14 protein-coding genes are annotated in these 19,796 nt (G+C 55.3%); 10 read left to right on the top strand and 4 right to left on the bottom strand.

From position 1 onward, the window contains the following. The first annotated feature begins 150 nt into the window (after positions 1-150). Positions 151-1,173, top strand: coding sequence for a transporter (locus tag ACPXSQ_RS02180; protein ID WP_013025125.1), 1,023 nt, complete (start codon positions 151-153; stop codon positions 1,171-1,173). A gap of 94 nt (positions 1,174-1,267) precedes the next feature. Here ACPXSQ_RS02180 and ACPXSQ_RS02185 read toward each other — a convergent pair whose 3' ends face one another. Together ACPXSQ_RS02185 and ACPXSQ_RS02190 are read right to left on the bottom strand one after the other, a co-directional pair. Then, positions 1,268-2,410 (bottom strand): L,D-transpeptidase family protein, encoded by a 1,143-nt coding sequence (locus ACPXSQ_RS02185; RefSeq protein ID WP_013025126.1) that lies wholly within the window; start codon positions 2,408-2,410, stop codon positions 1,268-1,270. 196 nt (positions 2,411-2,606) lie between these two features. Continuing rightward, complete coding sequence (locus ACPXSQ_RS02190; RefSeq protein WP_014606262.1) at positions 2,607-4,421, bottom strand: glycoside hydrolase family 15 protein; 1,815 nt, start codon at positions 4,419-4,421, stop codon at positions 2,607-2,609. Positions 4,422-4,577: 156 nt separating this feature from the next. On the opposite strand from ACPXSQ_RS02190, the gene ACPXSQ_RS02195 reads away from it, so the two are divergent. Next, positions 4,578-5,351, top strand: a complete 774-nt coding sequence (locus ACPXSQ_RS02195; RefSeq protein ID WP_014606261.1) for an SDR family oxidoreductase — start codon at positions 4,578-4,580, stop codon at positions 5,349-5,351. On the opposite strand, the gene ACPXSQ_RS02200 is transcribed toward ACPXSQ_RS02195, so the two are convergent. Next, positions 5,345-5,926 carry a DedA family protein gene (locus ACPXSQ_RS02200; RefSeq protein WP_064352691.1) on the bottom strand — a complete coding sequence of 194 codons (582 nt, stop codon included), beginning with the start codon at positions 5,924-5,926 and terminating at the stop codon, positions 5,345-5,347. The two genes, ACPXSQ_RS02195 and ACPXSQ_RS02200, sit on opposite strands and share 7 nt — an antisense overlap. A gap of 207 nt (positions 5,927-6,133) precedes the next feature. On the opposite strand from ACPXSQ_RS02200, the gene ACPXSQ_RS02205 reads away from it, so the two are divergent. The 3 genes from ACPXSQ_RS02205 (at position 6,134) to ACPXSQ_RS02215 (ending at position 10,430) form a co-directional block, all read left to right on the top strand. After that, on the top strand, positions 6,134-6,721 hold the full coding sequence (locus ACPXSQ_RS02205; RefSeq protein ID WP_013025130.1) for a Yip1 family protein: 588 nt from the start codon (positions 6,134-6,136) through the stop codon (positions 6,719-6,721). Positions 6,722-6,896: 175 nt separating this feature from the next. Further along, positions 6,897-7,844 (top strand): D-alanyl-D-alanine endopeptidase, encoded by a 948-nt coding sequence (gene pbpG, locus ACPXSQ_RS02210; RefSeq protein WP_426142635.1) that lies wholly within the window; start codon positions 6,897-6,899, stop codon positions 7,842-7,844. A gap of 135 nt (positions 7,845-7,979) precedes the next feature. Then, the gene (locus ACPXSQ_RS02215; RefSeq protein WP_024470901.1) at positions 7,980-10,430 is read left to right on the top strand and encodes a DUF3772 domain-containing protein; all 2,451 of its coding nucleotides are present in this window, start codon (positions 7,980-7,982) and stop codon (positions 10,428-10,430) included. A gap of 62 nt (positions 10,431-10,492) precedes the next feature. On the opposite strand, the gene dld is transcribed toward ACPXSQ_RS02215, so the two are convergent. Then, the gene (gene dld / locus ACPXSQ_RS02220) at positions 10,493-12,196 is read right to left on the bottom strand and encodes a D-lactate dehydrogenase (RefSeq protein WP_019106157.1); all 1,704 of its coding nucleotides are present in this window, start codon (positions 12,194-12,196) and stop codon (positions 10,493-10,495) included. 151 nt (positions 12,197-12,347) lie between these two features. On the opposite strand from dld, the gene bglX reads away from it, so the two are divergent. From bglX to osmF, 5 genes are all read left to right on the top strand, one after another. After that, positions 12,348-14,645: a beta-glucosidase BglX gene (gene bglX, locus ACPXSQ_RS02225; protein WP_013025134.1), complete on the top strand. Its 2,298-nt coding sequence runs from the start codon at positions 12,348-12,350 to the stop codon at positions 14,643-14,645. A gap of 195 nt (positions 14,646-14,840) precedes the next feature. Beyond that, positions 14,841-15,947 carry a suppressor of fused domain protein gene (locus ACPXSQ_RS02230; protein WP_072137899.1) on the top strand — a complete coding sequence of 369 codons (1,107 nt, stop codon included), beginning with the start codon at positions 14,841-14,843 and terminating at the stop codon, positions 15,945-15,947. A 178-nt stretch (positions 15,948-16,125) separates the two neighbouring features. Then, positions 16,126-18,021: a methyl-accepting chemotaxis protein gene (locus tag ACPXSQ_RS02235; RefSeq protein ID WP_026021034.1), complete on the top strand. Its 1,896-nt coding sequence runs from the start codon at positions 16,126-16,128 to the stop codon at positions 18,019-18,021. A gap of 148 nt (positions 18,022-18,169) precedes the next feature. Then, entirely contained in the window at positions 18,170-18,703 is a 534-nt protein-coding gene (gene idi, locus ACPXSQ_RS02240; protein ID WP_014593247.1) for an isopentenyl-diphosphate Delta-isomerase, read from the top strand. Between the two features lie 181 nt (positions 18,704-18,884). Continuing rightward, positions 18,885-19,796 (top strand): glycine betaine ABC transporter substrate-binding protein OsmF, encoded by a 912-nt coding sequence (gene osmF, locus ACPXSQ_RS02245; protein ID WP_014606256.1) that lies wholly within the window; start codon positions 18,885-18,887, stop codon positions 19,794-19,796.

The following is a 19,796-nucleotide window of genomic DNA, read 5'->3' on the forward strand; positions in this document are numbered from 1 at the left end:
GCGGATGCAGATGCGGATTTACATCTGTTTCACGCTGTGTGATACCCGCTTTTTGTGACAAAAAAATGATCTGCGCCGTGAGAGGTCATTTTGCTGTAACAAAACTTCAGCAGGCTGAACCTCTTTATTAATGATGCTGACAGGATAGCCATGGCGACAGACGTTGTTCTTACCCCACAAAAACGTGATTTTGATGATGATGTGGCAGGACTCATTCATGGTTATCTCTTTTCTCCCGATGCCCTTCCTGTTCGCCTGAATGCCCGTGAAGCAGTTAAACTCGGTGAGCATCTTCCTGATGACGGCTTTCTCTGGCTGCATATCAATCTGAACCATGCCCGCGCGCAGCACTGGGTGCAGAGTCATTTTCAGGTGGATGATGACTTCTTCGATGAAATTCACTCGGCCTCGCCGCGAACCCGGCTGGCGGAGCAAAGTAGCGCGTTGCTGGCGGTACTCAACGACGTCACGCTTAACCAGGAGAACCGCAGTACGCAAAATGCGACGCTGTGGATATGGTGCCGGCGTAACCTGGTGGTCAGCGCACGTTATCGCCCGTCAGTGATGATTGAAAAGATGCAGCAGAGGTTAGCCCGTCATAGCTTTCCCAGTGCAGAGGCTTTGTTGCTTTATCTGCTTGGTGAGCAGGAGTCGCAACTGGAACAGGTCGTGCGGCGCATCAGTCAGGTGGTCGATAACATTGAAGAGCGCCTCTTAAGCCCCGCCATTAAAGCTAATCGCAGCGAGCTGGGGCACTACCGGCGCATGCTGTTGCGGATTCAGCGCCTCCTGGCACCTGAACCGGCGGCGCTGTTTCGCTTGCTCAACCGACCTCCGGTCTGGCTCAACCACGACACGCTCCGCGAGCTGCGGGCGTTTACCGAAGAGTTCAGCGTGGTGCTCAACGATCTCGCCAGCCTGATGGAGCGCATCCGGCTGTTGCAGGAAGAGATTGCGGCGCGTCTGATGGAACAGAGTAACCGCACGCTCTACCTGTTAACCGTGATAACCGTACTGGCACTGCCAATTAATATTGTGGCGGGATTTTTTGGCATGAATGTAGGCGGTATTCCGCTGGCAGCGAATCCGCACGGGTTTTTACTGCTGGTGCTGATCGTGCTCGCGTTTACCCTGCTGGCGGGCTGGCTGGCCTTGCGAAGGCCCAGCGTGTAGAGGCTGCGCCCGGTGACAAAGCCTGTAAAGGGCACAAAAAAAAAGCCAGCCCGGTTAACCGGTACTGGCTTTTTACCCTGTTAAGGATCAGACCTTACAGATTACCATTGCTTGCTGGCGCAGGCTGTGACGGCTGCACAGGCTGTGAAGGCTGAACCTGCGGCTGCTGTTCTGCCGGTTGCGACTGCTGAGGCTCAGGCTGTACAGCGACCGGATTCGTTGGCTGTGACATCACCGGCGTCATCGGCTCTTCCTTCGGCTCGGCGTCTTCGCCTTCGGTTACCTGAACAGGCGCGGGCACCACGTTGTTTTCTGGCGCGTTAACCTGTACGGGCATACCGGAGCGGTTCTGAATCGCTTTATCAACCTGAGACTGGTTGACGCTGCCGTCTACCAGAACTTTGCCAACGGCCTGGGTCAGCGTAATTGGCACCAGCTCACGAGAGTTAAACTGCTCTTCCGTGGTCGAGAGCGGATTGTGCACTTCCATCCAGCGTGAACCGTCTGGCTCAACCGAGGCTTTCACCGGCTGGTTGATAAACTGCACGCGCGTGCCAACCGGCACATGATCGAACAGCCATTTGATGTCGTCGGCACGTAAGCGCACGCAACCGTGACTGACCCGCAGGCCAATACCGAAGTTTGCGTTGGTGCCGTGAATAGCATACAGACGACCGATATAGAGCGCATACAGCCCCATCGGGTTATCCGGACCGGCCGGGAACACGGCAGGCAGGTTTTCACCACGTGAAGCGTACTCCGCGTGCATCGCTTTCGTTGGCGTCCACGTCGGACCATCTTTTTTACGCTGAACAGTGGTGGTCCAGTTCAGCGGCGTGTCTTTACCCAGTTCACCGATACCGATAGGCAGTACAACCACCGTTTTGGTGCCTTTCGGATAGTAGTAAAGACGCATTTCAGCACTGTTGATCACAATGCCTTCACGCGGCGCGTCAGGTAACAGTAACTGCTGTGGGATAATCAGTTTGCTGCCAGGTTTTGGCAGATAAACGTCAACGCCCGGGTTGGCTTCCAGCATATTGCTGAGGCCCATTTGGAACTGAGCTGCAAAAGCTTCCAGAGGTAATTTGCTGTCCTCGGGAATGGTAATTTCAATATTTTGCCCGGTCAGACGGCTGTTTGCCGGCGGTAACGGGTAAACAACAGCAAGGGCTGACTGACTGAATGCCGCCAAAGCCAATGCAAGTGAAGCGAACGCGCGAATGCTTTTTTTCATATTTTACAAGTCTTTATCGCCATGTTTCAGGCTTGTCAATGTATCGAACCCATGCTGGTCACTATGACCTGCTGCGCATTATATGTTCATTAAACTGATGTTGTGAATCAGGATTTTAACCGCTTTAAAATACTTTACCTGACTCGCCTGCGTTATCTGCCTTTGTTCTTTACCAATTTGGGCGAAAAACAGCCCATTATGGCTGCCAAAGCGTGACGTCCCCGTTTAGCTTACGGTTCAGGAAAAACGCGGCGCTGATCAACGCAAGATGCGTCAACGCCTGGGGCGTATTTCCCAGTGCCTGCCCATGACTGTCAAACTCTTCCGCATACAAACCCAACGGATTAGCGTAGCTCAGTAATTTCTCGAACTCAAAATGTGCCTCGCGAATGCGTCCGGCACGCGCCAGACATTCCACATACCAGAACGAGCAGGCACCAAAAGAGCCCTCTGCGCCCGTTAGCCCATCAGCTGGCGTTTCGTGAATGTTATAACGACGTACCATGCCGTCGCTCACCAGGTTCACCTGGATGGCATCCAGCGTTGCGATCCAGTCCGGATCGGTGGCGCCCACAAAACGCACCAGCGGCATCAGCAGCATGGAGGCATCAAGGTGTTCACCGTGGCGGGTCGAAACAAAATGCCCGCGTTCACTGTTCCAGAAATTCTTCCAGATATCATCGCGGATCTCGCGACGGGTTTTGTCCCAGCGATCGTAAGGCATCGGCAGTGAACGCTTCATTGCCAGCCGCAGGCCCCGATCCAGAGCGACCCAACACATTAAACGTGAGTGAAGGAAGTGCTCCGGCTCGCCGCGCATTTCCCAGATGCCGGCATCGGGCTGATGCCAGTTATCGCACAGCCAGTCCAGCATTTCTGACACATGATTCCAGCCCCGCTGAGAAATGGCCTCGCCGTATTTGTTGGACAGGTAGATGGCATCCATCAGTTCGCCATAAATATCTAGCTGTTTTTGCCGCCAGGCATCGTTACCAATGCGCACCGGACTGGAGTTGGCATAGCCGGACAGGTTAAGCAGCGACATCTCCTGAAGATCCGTACTGCTGTCCAGGCGGTACATCACCTGCAGCCGCATTTCATCGTGGTGGCTGTTTTCTACACAGCGACCGACCCATTCCGTAAAGTGCTTGGCTTCGTCCACGTAACCCAGCCGCATCAGGGCGTACATGCTGAATGAGGCATCCCGTATCCAGGAGGCGCGGTAATCCCAGTTGCGCTCGCCGCCCAGCTCCTCGGGCAGGCCAAAGGTGGCAGCCGCGGCGATGGAGCCGTGTTGCCAGGAGGTCAGCAGCTTAAGAACCAGCGCAGAGCGTTGTACCATCTCCTGCCAGCGACCGTGATAGGTGCTGCGGCTGCTCCATTCCCGCCAGTAGCTCAGCGTTTCTTCAAAGCAGTTGGCGGTGGCCAGCTTTTCGATGTGGGCATCCTGTACGCTGCCAAATTCGAATTCGGCATGTTCACCGGCTTTAAGCTCAAAACTGGCGGTGGCGTGATTGCCTTCCAGCGTCATCACCACCGTTGCTGCCAGGCGCAGCGAGGGCTGATCGGTGGCGTGAAAATCGATACAGCCCCGCTGTACCTCAGCGCGGGTGTCCGCCCGGGCGTAATCATGGCGCGGGGAGCACACCATATTAAAGCGTGCCCGGCCCCGAACCATCTTTACCCGACGGATGATACGCGGCAGTTTATCCTGCCGGTCGCAAATCGGCATGTAGTCGGTGATCTCGGCGACGCCTTCTTCGGCCAGCCAGCGGGTCTGCAGGATGTTGGTATCAGGCAGATAGATTTGCTGGCGACGGGCGTTTTGCCAGTCGGGTGCCAGGGAAAACAGGCCGGCCTCGTCGCTGTCCAGCAGGGCGGAAAACACCGATGGGCTGTCCAGTTCTGGCCAGCAGAGATAATCGATAGTGCCATCGTTTGCGACCAGGGCGCAGGTGCGTAAATCGCCTATTACGCCATGGTCGTCAATCTTACGTTTAACCTTACTCATCGGTTTCTCCCTGTCAGTGTCAGCCTTAACTATAGCCAGGTGCCTTCATCGCGCTGTGTTCTGACACAGATCGTTAATCCGGGCGCCGGGCCGTCCGCAAACGGCACAATTTTCATTGCGGTATATACTTTTCATACACTTCCAGAGGAGACCGTCATGACTACACCACAACGAAAAGTTGCAATCGTTACCGCGTCGGATTCAGGCATTGGCAGTCGTTGTGCTGAAATGTTAGCAGAGCAGGGGTTTGATATTGGCATCACCTGGCGGTCTGATGAGGAAGGCGCACAGCGCACGGCAAAACGGGTGGCGGAGATTGGGCAGCGAGCTGAGACGATCCAGCTCGACCTGGCCGATCCGCCCGCAGGGGGCAAGGTGCTGCAGCAGCTTATAGACAAGCTGGGCCGCATTGATGTTCTGGTCAACAATGCCGGGGCGAATTTCAAAGCGGACTTTATGGACGTGACCTGGGAAGACTGGCGTAAGACATTTAGCGTAGATGTGGATGGCGTGTTTATCTGCGGCCAGGTTGCGGCACGCAACATGATCAAGCAGGGGCAGGGCGGACGTATCATCAACATCACCTCCGTGCATGAACACACTCCGCTGCCGGGTTCCGTTGCCTACACCGCGGCCAAACATGCGGCAGGCGGGCTGACTAAATCGATGGCCTTGAGTTTGCTGCCCCACAATATTCTGGTGAACGCCGTGGCGCCAGGCGCGATCGCCACGCCGATGAACAAAATGACCGATGGCGATGCGCACAAGGTCAAAATGCCTGAGATCCCTGCGGGTCGTCCAGGAGATACGCACGAAATTGCCAGCATGGTGGCCTGGCTGAGCTCTGAATGGGCCACCTATACCACCGGCCAGTCATTTATCATCGATGGCGGCTTTATGCTGGCAAATCCCCAGTTCAAGGGTTACTGATCGTCGGCCCGGCGGTTATTCCAGTGGCGAATGGCCCAGCGAACCCCAAAGGCAAAGAGCACGGCGGCAGCCAGCCACAGCAGATGTTTAAAGTGCTGATCAAGCTTGTGCAGCCAGGGGGCAATGATTCCGCCAGCAAAATAGCCGAGTGTCACAAACAGCAGTGACCATAATGCCGCCCCAATGATGTTAAGCGCCAGAAACTTCAGCGGATTGAGGCGGCTTGCCCCAATGATAATGGGACCAATCAGGCGAAAGCCGTACATAAAGCGCGCGCCGATCACGAACAGGCTGGGACGCCGCTTAATCAGGCGGTTAGCTTTAACAATTTTGTCCTGATGTTTTTTAAACCGCCGCAGGATGCCTGTACCAAAGTGCCGGCCAATCCAGAAGAGCAGCTGGTCGCCCAGAATGCCGCCTGCCATCGCCGCCAGTACCACACCCGCGTAATGCAGTAATCCTTCATGCGCGGCTACGCCGCCCAGCAACAGAAATGTTTCCCCTTCGGCAATACAGCCGATAAACAGTGCAAGATAGCCGTACTGCGTAATTAATGCGTTGATATCCAAATGCAAGGTGCACTTCCTGTGTAAAGAAATTTCTTTCAGTTTATACCTGATTCGTTAAGCCATCCGTTTACGCGTTAATCAGCGATCTTTTTCGCTGTTTTTTTGCGCAGGCCCCACAGAAGTTGCCTTGCCGTTTATACTATAAGCAATGCTGCCCTTTCGTGGATGCTGCATCAAAACGGGGTAGCCCAACGGCATCAGAGGAGTAAGCGTATGAACCATGTCTGGGGTTTGTTAGCGCATCCTAATCAGGAAATGCGCAATATCAAGCAAGAGAACGAAACGGTTTCGCACCATTACACTCATCACGTTCTGCTGATGGCAGCCATTCCGGTTATTTGCGCCATAATCGGCACCACGAACTCAGGCTGGAATCTGGGTGAAGGGCAGTATGTACAATTGAATTTCCTGACAGCACTGGGCCTGGGTATTCTGTTTTATCTGTTGATTCTGGGCGGCGTGGCGGTGATGGGACGCGTTATTCACTGGATGGCGCGTGACTACCCGCAGCGCCCTGGCGTTGAACGCTGTACGGTGTTTGCGGGCTATGTGGCTACGCCGCTGTTTTTAAGCGGACTCGTGGCACTTTATCCGCTGGTATGGCTGTGCGTATTAGCGGGTGCGCTGGCGCTGCTGTATACCGGCTATCTGCTGTACGTGGGCATCCCGCTGTTTCTGAACATTGACCGGGATGAAAGCCTGCGTTTTTCCAGTTCCACTCTGGCCATCGGCGTGCTGGTATTTGAAGTGTTGCTGGCCTTAACCGTGATTCTGTGGGGCTATGGCCCGCACCTGTTTTAACGTGCTGTTGCCGCCTGCAGGGCGGCAACATCTTTTTAACGCTCAGAAACAATCTCACCAGGATAATTTTACCGCTTCAGAGTATGATGCTGCGGCCAGCCCGCGCACTGCCTGCTCAGTCGTCGGCGGCCTGTGTTTACACAGCGCACAATCTTAACCGGGTCTTTTTTTCACGATGCCTGCAAAAATTCGCTTTTCACTGTTAACGCTGGCGCTGCTCGTTTCCGGGCAGGTTGTTTCCCTTCCAGCACAGGCGACCACGACGCTGTCGCAAATGGCGCCCATTGCTCAGCCGCAAATTGCCTCAGGCAGCGCCCTGATCGTCGATCTGACGAGCGGGAAAACGTTATTTTCCAGTCACCCTGACCGGGTGCGGCCGATTGCCTCGATCACCAAGTTGATGACGGCAATGGTGGTACTGGATGCGCATCAGCCGATGAACGAGATGGTCACGGTTGATATCAGTCAGACGCCAGAGATGCGCGGCGTGTTTTCACGCGTGAAGCTTAACAGCCAGATAAGCCGTCGGAGCATCCTGATGCTGGCGCTGATGTCATCTGAAAACCGCGCGGCGGCCAGCCTGGCCCATGCGTATCCCGGCGGATATAACGCCTTTATTAAGGCGATGAATGCTAAGGCGCGTGCGCTGGGCATGAACCATACCCATTACGTTGAACCTACCGGTCTCTCCATTCAGAACGTCTCCAGCGCAGAAGATTTGGTGAAGCTGTTAAAAGCCACGCGCGAATATCCCCTGTTGGGCGAGCTGAGCACGACCAAAGAAGAAACCGCCGTATTTACCCATCCCAGCTACGCGCTGCCGTTCCGCAATACCAATCATCTGGTGTATAAGAATGGCTGGCACATTCAGTTGACCAAAACGGGCTATACCGATGAAGCGGGACATTGCCTGGTCATGCGCACCATGATTAAAAACCGCCCGGTGGCACTGGTGGTGCTGGATGCATTTGGTAAATATACCCATTTTGCCGATGCTAACCGTCTGCGCGACTGGCTGGAAACGGGCAAAGCGGCGCCGGTTCCGGCGGCCGCGCTGGCCTATAAAAAACAGAAAGCAGGTCAGGTTGCCAGCAACGCTGCCAGCGGTTCTGAAGTAGAGTAATATCCCGTCGGGCCGCCGCGGGCGGCCCGACCAATATTGATCGGTATTCCTATAGTTTCACGCCAGGCGAAAACCTAAACTACCCGCAAATGGCGAGGGTGATTCGCCTGATTACTGTGCCGGAATCTCATTCATATGCTCACGTTACGATCCTTTATTGTTCTGATTTTTTTAGCATTGTTCACCGCCGTTCCCATCCTGAGCATCGCCGCAGACGATCCGGCTCAGGCCACCACTACCCAGCAGCCTGACGACAAGCCGAAAGTGAACGCCTCGGTCGAGCTGCCCAAGATGCAGAAAATCCTCGACAAAATTAAAAGTCAGGTTTCCGTTGAAAGCGATGAAAATAAGCTGAGTCGGCTGAATGAAATGGCGCTGGAGCTGTCAGGCAATACGGATACGCTGGCCCAGGCGTTGCAGCCTGACCGTCAGCAGCTTGAGGCCCAGCTGGCCGTGCTTGGCCCAGCCCCCAAACCGGAAAGCGGCGTCAAAGAGACGGCAGACGTCACGCGTAAACGTAGCGCGCTGGAAAGTCAGAAAAGTAAGCTCGACGATCAGATTAAGCAGGCGGAGGGCATTAAAAACAGCGCCCTGATGCTGTCATCGCAAATCGTCAATCTGCGCCGCGATCAGTTGAAAAACAAACTGGCGCTTAACTCTGGCAGCATTTTAGGGCCACGTTTCTGGTCGCCGGTATTCAGCAGTCAGGATCTTGACGATGAGAAGATTGGCGATTTCTTAAACGAGCTGAAAGATACCGCTGCGCTGTCCTGGGAGTCAGGCTGGCGTCTGGGTACGCTAGGCTGGTTGCTGGCCGCCGTGCTGGTGATGACGTTGGGACGCCGCTATGGCGAAGAATTTTTAGCCTGGGTCAGCATTAATAAACTGCCGGAAGGACGCCTGCGCCGCAGCTTTCTGGCGACGGCCGTGGCCCTGACCAGCCTGGTGGCGGTGGTGTTGACCTTTGCCTTTATTTCCCAGGCCTTTACCCGCCGCGATGAAGTTTCCAGCGACGTGCAGGACTTTATTTATCGTCTGGTCGAATTAAGCGTTTATTGTGGTTTGATTGCCGGGCTCGGGCGGGCATTTTTGTCCACGCGTCGGCCAAGCTGGCGTTTACCCACCATCTCGAACGAGGTGGCGCTGGCCCTGAAACCTTTCCCACCTATCACCGCCTTGCTGGTGTTTATTTTCCAGACGGTAGAGTCCTTTAACTACACCGCCGGGACCAGCCTGAATACCAGTATCTTTGCTAACGGCCTGACGGCATTGCTGATCGGCAGCACGGCGCTGGCAATCAGCATGCGCACCAAGCGCGTTCGTCGGCGTCTGGCGCAGGAAGGCACGCCGCCGGAAGCGCGCTCAACGCTGGTCGGGCTGATTCAGATGGCCCTGACGCTGACGTCGCTGACGATTCTGGCTTCGCTGGTGATTGGTTACGTCACCCTGGCGCGTTTTTTAAGCTACGAGCTGGTGTGGTGTGGCATTTTGTTTGGTTCGTTTTACATACTCAGTCATTTGATTAACGACGGCTGTGAAAGCCTTTTCTCTGTCAATAATACGACGGGCAAGCGTATTCAGGGCTCGCTAAACATTGATGAGCGACATCTGCAGCAGGTCGCCACCATTCTTGCGGCGATCGGTAAAACCTTGCTGATCATGTTTGTCGCGCTGGCACTGCTTAACGGCACCTTTGCCTCTTCAACACCGATTGAGCTGCTGCAAAAGGCGATTGAGTTCTGGGGCGGTAAGGGCCTTGAATCCCTGAATATTGTGCCTGCCCACCTGGTTAACGCGCTGCTGTGCCTGATTGTGGGCATCTATATTCTGCGCTCGGTACGTCGCTGGCTTGATACCGATTTTCTGCCGAAGACCACCATGGACAGCGGCATGCGCATGTCGCTGGTCACGCTGTTCAGCAACGTTGGCTATGTCCTGATTATTTTGCTGACGCTGTCGATTATGGGGCTGCAGTGGAACAAGCTGGCCTGGATCGTCAGCGCCCTGTCGGTCGGTATCGGTTTCGGCCTGCAGGAAATCGTTAAAAACTTTATTTCCGGTCTGATTTTGCTGACTGAACGTCCGGTCAAAGTCGGGGATTTGGTGACGATCAGTGGCGTTGAAGGGGATATTCGCCGCATCAACGTGCGCGCAACGGAAATTCAGCTGGGTGATAAATCCACCGTGATCGTGCCTAACTCTCAGTTCATCTCTCAGAACGTACGTAATGCGACAATGGGCAATGCGCAGGGCGTGGTGACCATTAGCCTGACGTTTCCGTTGGATATCGATCCGGTACAGGTGCGGGAGATTTTGCTGAAGGTCTATGAGGAAAACGAGCGTATTCTGGAGAACCCGGAACCCTCGGTATCCTTTAAAGATCTTACCGCCCAGGGCATCGTGCTGAGCGTCACCGGCAACGTTGCCAGTCAGCGCCAGATCGCGGGCGCGAAGAGCGATCTACTGTTCGATATTCTGACCCGCTTGCGTAAAGAGGGCATTGTGCTGTCCACGCCGCAGACCATGATTATTGAGCGCCGTCAGCTGGTTTCTTCTGATGCGGTAACCGAAGAACCTCCTCGCTAAATAAACGGGCGGTCATTTTCGCTGGCCGCCCGTTTTACTCTGTTCAGGTGCGACCTGCCCAGTCAGGGCTGTTTTACCGCCCAGCCTTTTAGCTTACTGGTTTTACCGATGCCCGGATTAAAGCTGTTGGTGGGATCGAGCTTGCGGTAAAATGCGGTGAGCTGTGGCTGGGCCTGATACAGATGCCCGACATTATGCTCTGCCGGATATTCCGCCCCGCGGCTGTGCAAAATCGCCAGCATCTTTTCTTTCAGCGCATGAACATCCACGCCTTTTTTCACAATGTAATCCTGATGGAAGACATGGCAGAAGAAGTGCCCGTAATAAAGGCGATGGCTTATCGACTGGGTAATCTCATCAGGCAGGCTCTCAAACCACGCTTTATCATTGCGACGCAACGCAATATCCAGCGCCAGAATATCTTCTACCTCATCCGCATGAACGGCGTGATAGCGCACTGCCGCGCCCGCGGCCGCAAAGCGATGCAGAAAGGCATGCGCACCTTCTTTTCCTTCGCATTCAAAAAACTCGCCGCCGCCCTCACGAAAAAACTCACGCAGATAGTCACGCGCCTCCGCAATGCCATCACCCGACATTTTCAGCATTAAATGGTGTTGGTATTTATCACGATACTGTTTCATGCGTTTGGGAAGATGGGCGGGGAAGAGGCGACTGACGCGCTGCAGCAGTCGGTCGCTCAGATGCGGTTTGATAAACGACAGTTTGTTCAACCAGCCATCGACCCGGCCCTTGAGACTGAAAAACAGCGGCATCTTATCGGTGCCAAGCTTGTCGATCATCAGGAAGGTGTCTTTGCCATAGACTTCGGCGATGTCGTAGATATCCCGATGCATATATTCCGCGGCCACGGGCAGATTGTTGAAATTCGCCAGCATATGGCAGCGCAGGTCACCCAGTACCGAGGCATCATTGGTGCCGATATAAAACACCTGCTGTTGCGGTTCGCGCGCAAACGTATCCAGGCGCACCGCAAATACCGCCAGCTTGCCTGCGCAGCCCGACGCTTCAAACAGGCGGCGGGCATCGGCGTTAAAACGGGCGGGCGTATCGGCATCAACATCACGCACCCGTTCGGCGTAGTCGTGATCGGAGGCATGACGGCCGTCATGCAGCACATCCCCGGGCTGCCAGCGATCATCATCCAGCCGCCCCAGAATCTCTTCCGGCGTGGTGCCAAGCTCAATACCAAGGTGGTTAACCAACTTCAGCCGTCCCTGGGCATCAATCTGGGCAAACAACGCCATCTCACTGTAGGCCGGGCCACGTTTAATCAGTGAACCGCCGGAGTTGTTGCAGATGCCACCCAGCACCGACGCGCCAATGCAGGATGATCCAATAACGGAATGCGGCTCGCGGCCCAGCGGCGCGAGGATTTTTTCCAGCTGATACAGCGTACTCCCCGGAAAGGCCAGCACCTGTTTGCCGTTGTCGATCAGCTGTAGCTTATCCAGCCTCAGGGTACTGACAATGACCAGCGGGCGATCGTAGTCGTTACCCTGCGGCGTTGAGCCTTCGGTGAGGCCGGTATTCGCCGCCTGCATCAGAATAATGGCATCGGCAGTCACCAGCGTTTGCAGGACGCGCCACAGTTCCAGCAGCGTCGCGGGAAAGACGACCGCCAGCGCGTCTCCCTCACCGGAACGGAAGCCTTTACGATAGCGGGCGGTATGGGCGGCCTCGGTCAGTACGTTACCAGAGCCGACCTGGCGGCGGAGATCGGCGATCAGGGCAGAAGGTGTCATCATGGGCAATTCCCTTGTCTTATGCATGCGTCATTACTGTAGCACGTGAGTTGCGTCGGGCGCAGTGTGATAGCCGCAGGTGACATGCTATGCTCTGAAGATGGCATTCTGCATTTAGTCGATATTGCGCAGTTACTTAAGAGAACCCAACCTGATGAAATGGATTTGCTCTGTTAGCCTCGCTGTTTCCCTTGCTCTGCAACCTGCATTTGCCGGGGAGCCCACCGTTCACCATCCCATGACCGAACAGGCGCGTGATGCCTACGTGAACAACCTGCTGAAAAAAATGACGCTGGACGAGAAAATCGGCCAGTTACGTTTAATCAGCGTGGGCCCGGATACGCCAAAAGAAGCCGTACGTGAGATGATCCACAAAGGTCAGGTTGGCGCCATTTTTAATACCGTGACGCGTCAGGATATTCGCGCGATGCAGGACCAAGTGATGCAGCTAAGCCGCCTGAAAATTCCGCTGTTTTTTGCCTATGACGTGGTACACGGGCAGCGAACGATTTTCCCGATTCCCTTAGCATTGGCATCCAGCTGGGATCTCGACGCCGTCAATGAAGTGGGGCGCATTTCTGCCTATGAAGCGGCGGACGATGGGTTAAATATGACCTGGGCACCGATGGTCGACGTCAGCCGTGAACCGCGCTGGGGCCGCGTGTCTGAAGGGTTCGGCGAGGACACCTATTTAACCTCTGCCATGGGACGCACCATGGTGCAGGCGATGCAGGGCAAAAGCCCCGCAGACCGCTACAACATTATGACCAGCGTGAAACACTTTGCGCTCTATGGCGCGGTGGAAGGCGGACGCGATTACAACACCGTGGATATGAGCCCACAGCGCATGTTCCAGGACTACCTGCCGCCGTATAAAGCCTCGCTGGATGCCGGCAGCGGCGGCGTAATGGTCGCGCTGAATTCCATTAATGGCGTGCCCGCGACGGCCGACAGCTGGCTGCTGAAAGATCTGCTGCGTCATGAATGGAAATTCAAAGGAATAACCATCAGCGATCACGGGGCGATTAAAGAGCTGATCAAGCACGGTGTGGCGAGCGATCCCCAGGATGCCGTGCGTATTGCCATTAAGTCTGGCGTAGATATGAGTATGAGCGATGAATACTACAGCCAGTATTTACCCGACCTGGTGAAGCGCGGCATCGTCAGCAAAGCCGAAATCGATGATGCGGCCCGGCACGTGCTCAATGTGAAATACGATATGGGGCTGTTTAACGATCCCTACAGTCATCTTGGCCCGAAAGAGAGCGATCCGCAGGATACCAACGCAGAAAGCCGCTTACACCGCCCGGAAGCCCGCGATGTGGCCCGCAAGAGTATGGTGCTGCTGAAAAACCGCCTTGATACCTTACCGCTGAAGAAATCTGGCACCATTGCCTTGATTGGACCGCTTGCCGACAGCCAGCGTGACGTCATGGGCAGCTGGTCGGCGGCGGGCGTCGCCAAACAGTCGGTTTCCCTGCTGCAGGGCATGAAAAACGCCACCGAAGGCAAAGCCACGCTGCTGTACGCCAAAGGCGCGAACGTGTCAGATAACAAAGGCATTCAGGACTTCCTCAACATGTATGAACCGGCCGTGGCGGTCGATCCGCGTTCGCCGCAGGCAATGATTGATGAGGCGGTCGAGAAAGCGAAGCAGGCCGATGTCATCGTGGCGGCGGTAGGGGAAGCGCAGGGCATGGCGCACGAGGCGTCCAGCCGCAGTAATCTGATGATCCCGCCTTCGCAACAGAAGCTGTTAGCCGCGCTGAAAGCGACAGGCAAGCCGCTGGTGATTGTGCTGATGAATGGTCGCCCATTGACGCTGGTTGATGAAGACAGAATGGCCGATGCCATGCTGGAAACCTGGTTCAGCGGAACAGAAGGGGGCAATGCTATCGCGGATGTGCTGTTTGGCGATTACAACCCATCGGGTAAACTGCCGATGTCTTTCCCCCGTTCCGTAGGCCAGATTCCCATCTATTACAACCATTTACCGACAGGCCGCCCGTACAATTTTGCCAAGCCCAACAAGTACACATCGCACTACTACGATGCGGAAAACGGCCCACTTTATCCGTTTGGTTATGGCCTGAGCTACACCACGTTCACCGTGTCGCCAGTCACGCTTTCATCAGAAACGATGGCGCACAACGGCAGTATCGAAGCCAGCGTAACCGTAACGAACAGCGGCAAAGTGGACGGTGCCACGGTGGTACAGCTCTATCTTAACGATCCCGTTGCCAGCATCAGCCGTCCGGTAAAAGAGTTGCATGGCTTCAAGCGCATTATGCTCAAAGCCGGTGAATCTCAGCAGGTGACCTTTAAGATTGATGTGGATGCGCTGAAGTTCTGGAACCAGCAGATGAAGCACGTTGCCGAACCGGGTAAATTTAACGTCATGATTGGTCTGGACTCAGTCCGCACGCAAAACACCCAGTTCACCTATCAGTAAACCTCAGACGGACCTGGTTCCAGGTTCCTGCTGATGTCACCGCTTCCCCGTTCGGGGAGGCGGGTTTATCCTCCGTTCCTGCCTTCTGCCTTCATCGATTCACTTTGAGAGTTTTACCCTTGCCTGTCGTGGCAGCAGACGTGATCCTGCTCTATCCTCGGGGAAAATGGATTCCTCAAGTACTGTCGAGGCGCTATGACGTATCAATCACTGATTGCTGAAGTCCACAATCAGCAGCGCACCCTGACGGCAATTGTCGAACAGGATGCGCGGACTGCTTATTTCTATATCTGGCCAACCGATCTGTTTCGTAGCCAGTTTGCGGTGCGTGGCTGCTGGTTACGAAACCTGCTCCCTGCGCCGGTTCAGGAAGATCACCAGGCGATGGAACAGGGCATTGCCCCCCTGCTGAGTGCAGAATACTGCCGTAATCTGGAAGCTGAACCGCCGCTGGATCCCGCAGGTCTGCAAATTCTCTGGGAACCCGGAGATGCGGGAGCGGCACTGTGGTACTACGGGCAACTTCTTGCCGTGATTCCTGGCTGGAGCCTTTACCAGGATAAACAGGTCAGTTTCTCCGCCGGTTGTATCAAAAAAAACCGTCTGACCGCGCCGCTCGGTTCAGCCTCGACCAATCATTACTATGCCCTTGCCGAACAGCAGCGCCAGTTCTGGCGTGAATGGCATGACGGCAGCCAATGGGACAAGGTGCAACAGGACTTGCTGGCCTGTTATCAGGCGCAGTTTGGCGAGTCGGTCAAATACTATGCGATCGATCAGGGCAACTGGCCGCCCATGGCGCTCTCTCAGCACTACCATAACGGCATCTGGTACTTTCTGACCCTGGGCATGAGCATTCGCCCCATGCCGCAGGTTGATTTTCTGTTCGATGAGCTGGCCCCGCAGTACCGCCGGGCAGAGCTGGCGATGGCGGTCGATGGCGAAGTCATGACAGAAAGCAATGCGGTCCAGATGGCCAGCGCGCTGGCTGAATTTGTCCATTTGCCGTGGGCGCGGCTGACCTGGCTGGGTGAAGGCCATACGCTGGCCTCTGAGGTGGCACCGGTGGGATTCGAAAGCTACCTGTTAGCCAACGAGCTGGCCTCGGAACAGGCCCAGTTCGCGCTGCCGAGACAGGATGGCGACAGACCCACGCTGCTGTGGGCCACGCCGGTAACCGAAGCGGAACGGCAATTTGCCCAGAGCGAAGCCCAGGGCGGGCAGCATCTGCGTGAACGGCTCACCGCCGGGGGAAATACGCACATATTTCGACCGCGTGAACAGGTCGTGAACACAGAATAAACGCCGGAGACAGGGCGATTTTTCCGCCTGGTGGAAAAAGTTACTGACCTGGCGTAACTAAATATCTTTATTGTTAAAAGACTTGTTAAATTTGTGATCTGGTCTACTCAAGTTCCCCCTTGCCGTGCCGTTAACCCCGATCAGGCAATAGCGCCGCAAAAGGTCCAGGGGAACAATGATGTTAAAGACCACGCAATCCCGCTTCACAGCAACGCTTATCGGTTTTTTTGTTGCGCTAGTGTTGGTCACTATTTGGGTGATCAACCAGTTTGTCGCGCCTCAGTTGGTAGACAATGAAAGCCGCCTGATTCGCTATCAGGTGGATTCGCTGGCAACCGGCATCGTTGAGCAAATGAACCGTGTTCAGGCACAGCAACGTGCCATTACCGAGGCCGCCTCGGTCATCGACAGCGCCGCCATCGACACCTTATTACCTGCACTGGTTAACCAGTATCAGGACAGTAACGTTTTCGGTGGCGGTATCTGGCCTTTACCCCATCGTCGCGAGGCGGGTAAAGAGAAAGACAGCAGCTTTTTTGCACGTGACGCCAGCAACAAGCTTCAGGTTAACACCTACTGGAACTCTGAAGCCGCGGACAAATACTGGGAGCAGCCCTGGTATAAAGACGGCATGGCCGCGCCGAAAGGGCAGTGCGCCTGGGCTAAAGCTTATCAGGATGCCGCCAGCCCACAGCCGCGTACCAACTGTGCCATGGCAATCTACCGCGACGGGACAGTCTGGGGCGTTTCCACCATCGACGTTACGCTGGGTTTCTTCAACCAACTGGCTAAAAAGATGGGCGAGGCGATTCATGGAGACGTCCTGATCGTTGAGTCTGACGGCAAAGTCGTGGGTAACGCGGCGCTGGTTAACGGCACGCCGAAACTCGAAAACCTGAGCGATCTGCAAAATCCTATGGCTGCGCCGCTGAAAGCGATGCTTGCCAGTGCGGGGACAAAGTCCGCAGAGTCAACCTATAGCAGCAACGATGGCGAGCAAACGCTGTTTCTGCAGGCTATTCCGGGCAGCCCGTGGTATCTGGCCAGCAGCGTACCGTCCAGCCTGCTGAAAGCCCAGTCCCACAATATGCTGATGCGCCTGGGTTTGGTGCAGATCCCTCTGGCCATTATTCTGTTGCTGGTCATGCTGGGTTTCATGCGCGCCATGATGAAGCGTTTGAGCATGCTCAACCAAAATATCGAAGCGCTGTCGACAGGGGGCGCGGATCTCACGCAGCGTCTGCCAGCCAGTAACAGCCCGGAATTTAACGCCGTTGCGCAGAGCTTTAACCACTTTATCAGCTATCTGCAGGGGTTAATGCAGCAGGTCGGCAGCAGCGCCCTGGCCATCTCTGCGGCGTCGCGTGAAATTGCCAGCGGCAACACCAACCTCTCCTCGCGTACGGAAGAGCAGGCCAGCTCGATTGTTGAAACGGCGGCTTCTATGGAGCAACTGACCGGCACTGTACGCCAGAACGCCGACAACGCAACGCATGCGAACCAGCTGGCGGGTGAGGCTTCTAAAGTGGCGTCGCGCGGAACGGAAGTGGTTCGTCAGGTGGTGAGCACGATGGGCGAAATTCACCACTCTTCGCGTAAAGTCGTCGATATCATCAGCGTGATCGACAGCATTGCCTTCCAGACCAATATCCTGGCACTCAACGCCGCCGTTGAAGCCGCGCGTGCTGGCGAGCAGGGCCGTGGTTTTGCCGTGGTCGCCTCGGAGGTGCGTAATCTGGCGCAGCGTTCGGCCAACTCCGCACGTGAAATCAAAAAACTGATCGAGGAGTCGGTCGCGAATATCGATGCAGGCAGTCAGCTGGTCGAACAGGCAGGACAAACCATGGACGAGCTGGTGCAGGGCGTGAGCAGCGTCACTACGCTAATGAGCGAGATCATGGCCGCCAGTCGTGAGCAGAGCATGGGCATCGAACAGGTTAACGTTGCCATTACTCAGCTTGACGGCACCACGCAGCAGAACGCCGTCTTAGTGGAAGAGGTCTCCTCTGCCGCGCAGGCGATGGAAGCCCAGAGTCTGCAACTGGAACAGGTTGTACAAAGCTTCAAACTGTAATTCACAGTCAGGCCAGCGCCCGCTGGCCTGACGTTTTCGACAATCGCCATTGCCGTCTGACAGATTTGTGCATAAACAGCACAATTTTATCCCCTCAACCTCCCCAATCTTGTGCCAGAATAATGAGGAATACACTCAAGGAATCCTCATGTCTGCTATTGAAGTTATCCTCGTCGACCATCTTGATCGTCCCACCGGCAAAATGGAAAAGTTGGAAGTGCATGAAAAAGGATTACTGCACCGCGCTGTCACGGTGTACGTTTTTAACACCCGGCAGGAGCTGCTGCTCCAGCGTCGCGCCAGTGACAAATATCACTGCGGCGGATTATGGAGCAATACCTGCTGCGGTCATCCTTATCCTCATGAATCGACTAAAGAGGCGGCAGAACGCCGTCTGCGCGAAGAAATGGGCATGATCCTGTCGCTGACGCCTGTCTTCGAACTGAGCTATAACCTGCCACTCAGTAATGGCCTGACAGAGCACGAGTACGGCCATGTCTTTTTTGCCGTGAGCGACGCGCTGCCCGTGCTTAATCCGCAGGAGGCGGATGCATTTGACTACCGCTCAATGCAGGATATTGCCCAGCAAATGCAGCAGCAGCCCCAGCAGTTTACGCCCTGGTTCCTTCATACCTTTCCCCGTATTCCTGCCTGTCTCGACAGTTTCACTTTCCCGGCTTAATCACCGAGCCCTGGCCGATGCGGTCAGGGTTAGCCGCATCTGATTTCAGGACAAAACAGATCGCGGAATGCGATTGCCAGGCTACGCTTTTATTGCAACCTCTAAAACGGTGGGCGTGCCTGTCAGGTTATCCCTACGGCCAACCGTACTTCCAGATAAATACATCAATAAGGAAAGCATCATGGCAAACATTCGCGGTTTGGCCGGCATCAGCCTTTTACTGCTGAGTCTGGGAACGGCGCACGCGGCCGACCCGGTGCGTGTGGGTTCCAAGATAGATACTGAAGGCTCACTGCTGGGCAATGTCATCCTGCTGGTGCTGGAAAAGCACGGCGTCAAGACCGTTAACAAAATCCAGCTGGGGGCAACCCAGGTGGTGCGGGGCGCCATCACCGCGGGCGAACTGGATATCTACCCGGAATACACCGGCAACGGAGCCTTCTTTTTTAATGACGAAAAAGACAGTGCCTGGAAGCATGCCCGCGAAGGCTATGAAAAAGTGAAAAAACTTGATGCCGAAAAAAATCACCTCGTGTGGCTGACGCCCGCGCCGGCGAACAACACCTGGACCATCGCAGTCCGTAACGACGTCGCGGAGAAAAATCACCTTAACTCCCTTGACGATCTCAGCGCCTATCTGAAAAAAGGGGGCACGTTCAAGCTGGCTGCCTCTGCGGAATTTATCGAACGCAGTGATGCGCTTCCCGCATTCGAAAAAGCCTATGGCTTTACGTTAAAACAGGATCAGCTGTTATCGTTGGCCGGGGGCGATACCGCCGTGACTATCGGCGCAGCCGCGCAGCAAACGTCAGGCGTCAATGCCGCCATGGCTTACGGTACGGATGGCCCAGTTGCCGCGTTGGGCCTGAAAACGCTCAGTGACCCAAAAGGCGTTCAGCCCATTTATGCGCCTGCGCCAGTAGTGCGTGAAGCGGTTCTCCAGGCTTACCCGCAAATGGCTGCATGGCTTAAACCCGTTTTCAGTGCGCTGGATGAAAAGACATTGCAGCAGCTCAACGCCAAAATTGCCGTTGAAGGGCAGGACGCCAGCAGCGTGGCGAAAGCGTGGTTAGAACAGAAAAAGCTGCTGTAA

Origin of the sequence: Pantoea sp. EEL5, from assembly GCF_049892805.1 — a bacterium.
GTDB classification, from domain to species: Bacteria; Pseudomonadota; Gammaproteobacteria; order Enterobacterales; family Enterobacteriaceae; genus Pantoea; species Pantoea ananatis.

Coding starts and splice junctions, on each gene's coding strand:
- bglX (WP_013025134.1), top strand. CDS start 12,348: ATGAAATGGATTTGCTCTGTTAGCCTCGCTGTTTCCCTTGCTCTGCAA.
- osmF (WP_014606256.1), top strand. CDS start 18,885: ATGGCAAACATTCGCGGTTTGGCCGGCATCAGCCTTTTACTGCTGAGT.
- ACPXSQ_RS02190 (WP_014606262.1), bottom strand. CDS start 4,421: ATGAGTAAGGTTAAACGTAAGATTGACGACCATGGCGTAATAGGCGAT.
- ACPXSQ_RS02235 (WP_026021034.1), top strand. CDS start 16,126: ATGTTAAAGACCACGCAATCCCGCTTCACAGCAACGCTTATCGGTTTT.
- idi (WP_014593247.1), top strand. CDS start 18,170: ATGTCTGCTATTGAAGTTATCCTCGTCGACCATCTTGATCGTCCCACC.
- ACPXSQ_RS02205 (WP_013025130.1), top strand. CDS start 6,134: ATGAACCATGTCTGGGGTTTGTTAGCGCATCCTAATCAGGAAATGCGC.
- ACPXSQ_RS02185 (WP_013025126.1), bottom strand. CDS start 2,410: ATGAAAAAAAGCATTCGCGCGTTCGCTTCACTTGCATTGGCTTTGGCG.
- dld (WP_019106157.1), bottom strand. CDS start 12,196: ATGATGACACCTTCTGCCCTGATCGCCGATCTCCGCCGCCAGGTCGGC.
- ACPXSQ_RS02180 (WP_013025125.1), top strand. CDS start 151: ATGGCGACAGACGTTGTTCTTACCCCACAAAAACGTGATTTTGATGAT.
- pbpG (WP_426142635.1), top strand. CDS start 6,897: ATGCCTGCAAAAATTCGCTTTTCACTGTTAACGCTGGCGCTGCTCGTT.
- ACPXSQ_RS02195 (WP_014606261.1), top strand. CDS start 4,578: ATGACTACACCACAACGAAAAGTTGCAATCGTTACCGCGTCGGATTCA.
- ACPXSQ_RS02215 (WP_024470901.1), top strand. CDS start 7,980: ATGCTCACGTTACGATCCTTTATTGTTCTGATTTTTTTAGCATTGTTC.
- ACPXSQ_RS02230 (WP_072137899.1), top strand. CDS start 14,841: ATGACGTATCAATCACTGATTGCTGAAGTCCACAATCAGCAGCGCACC.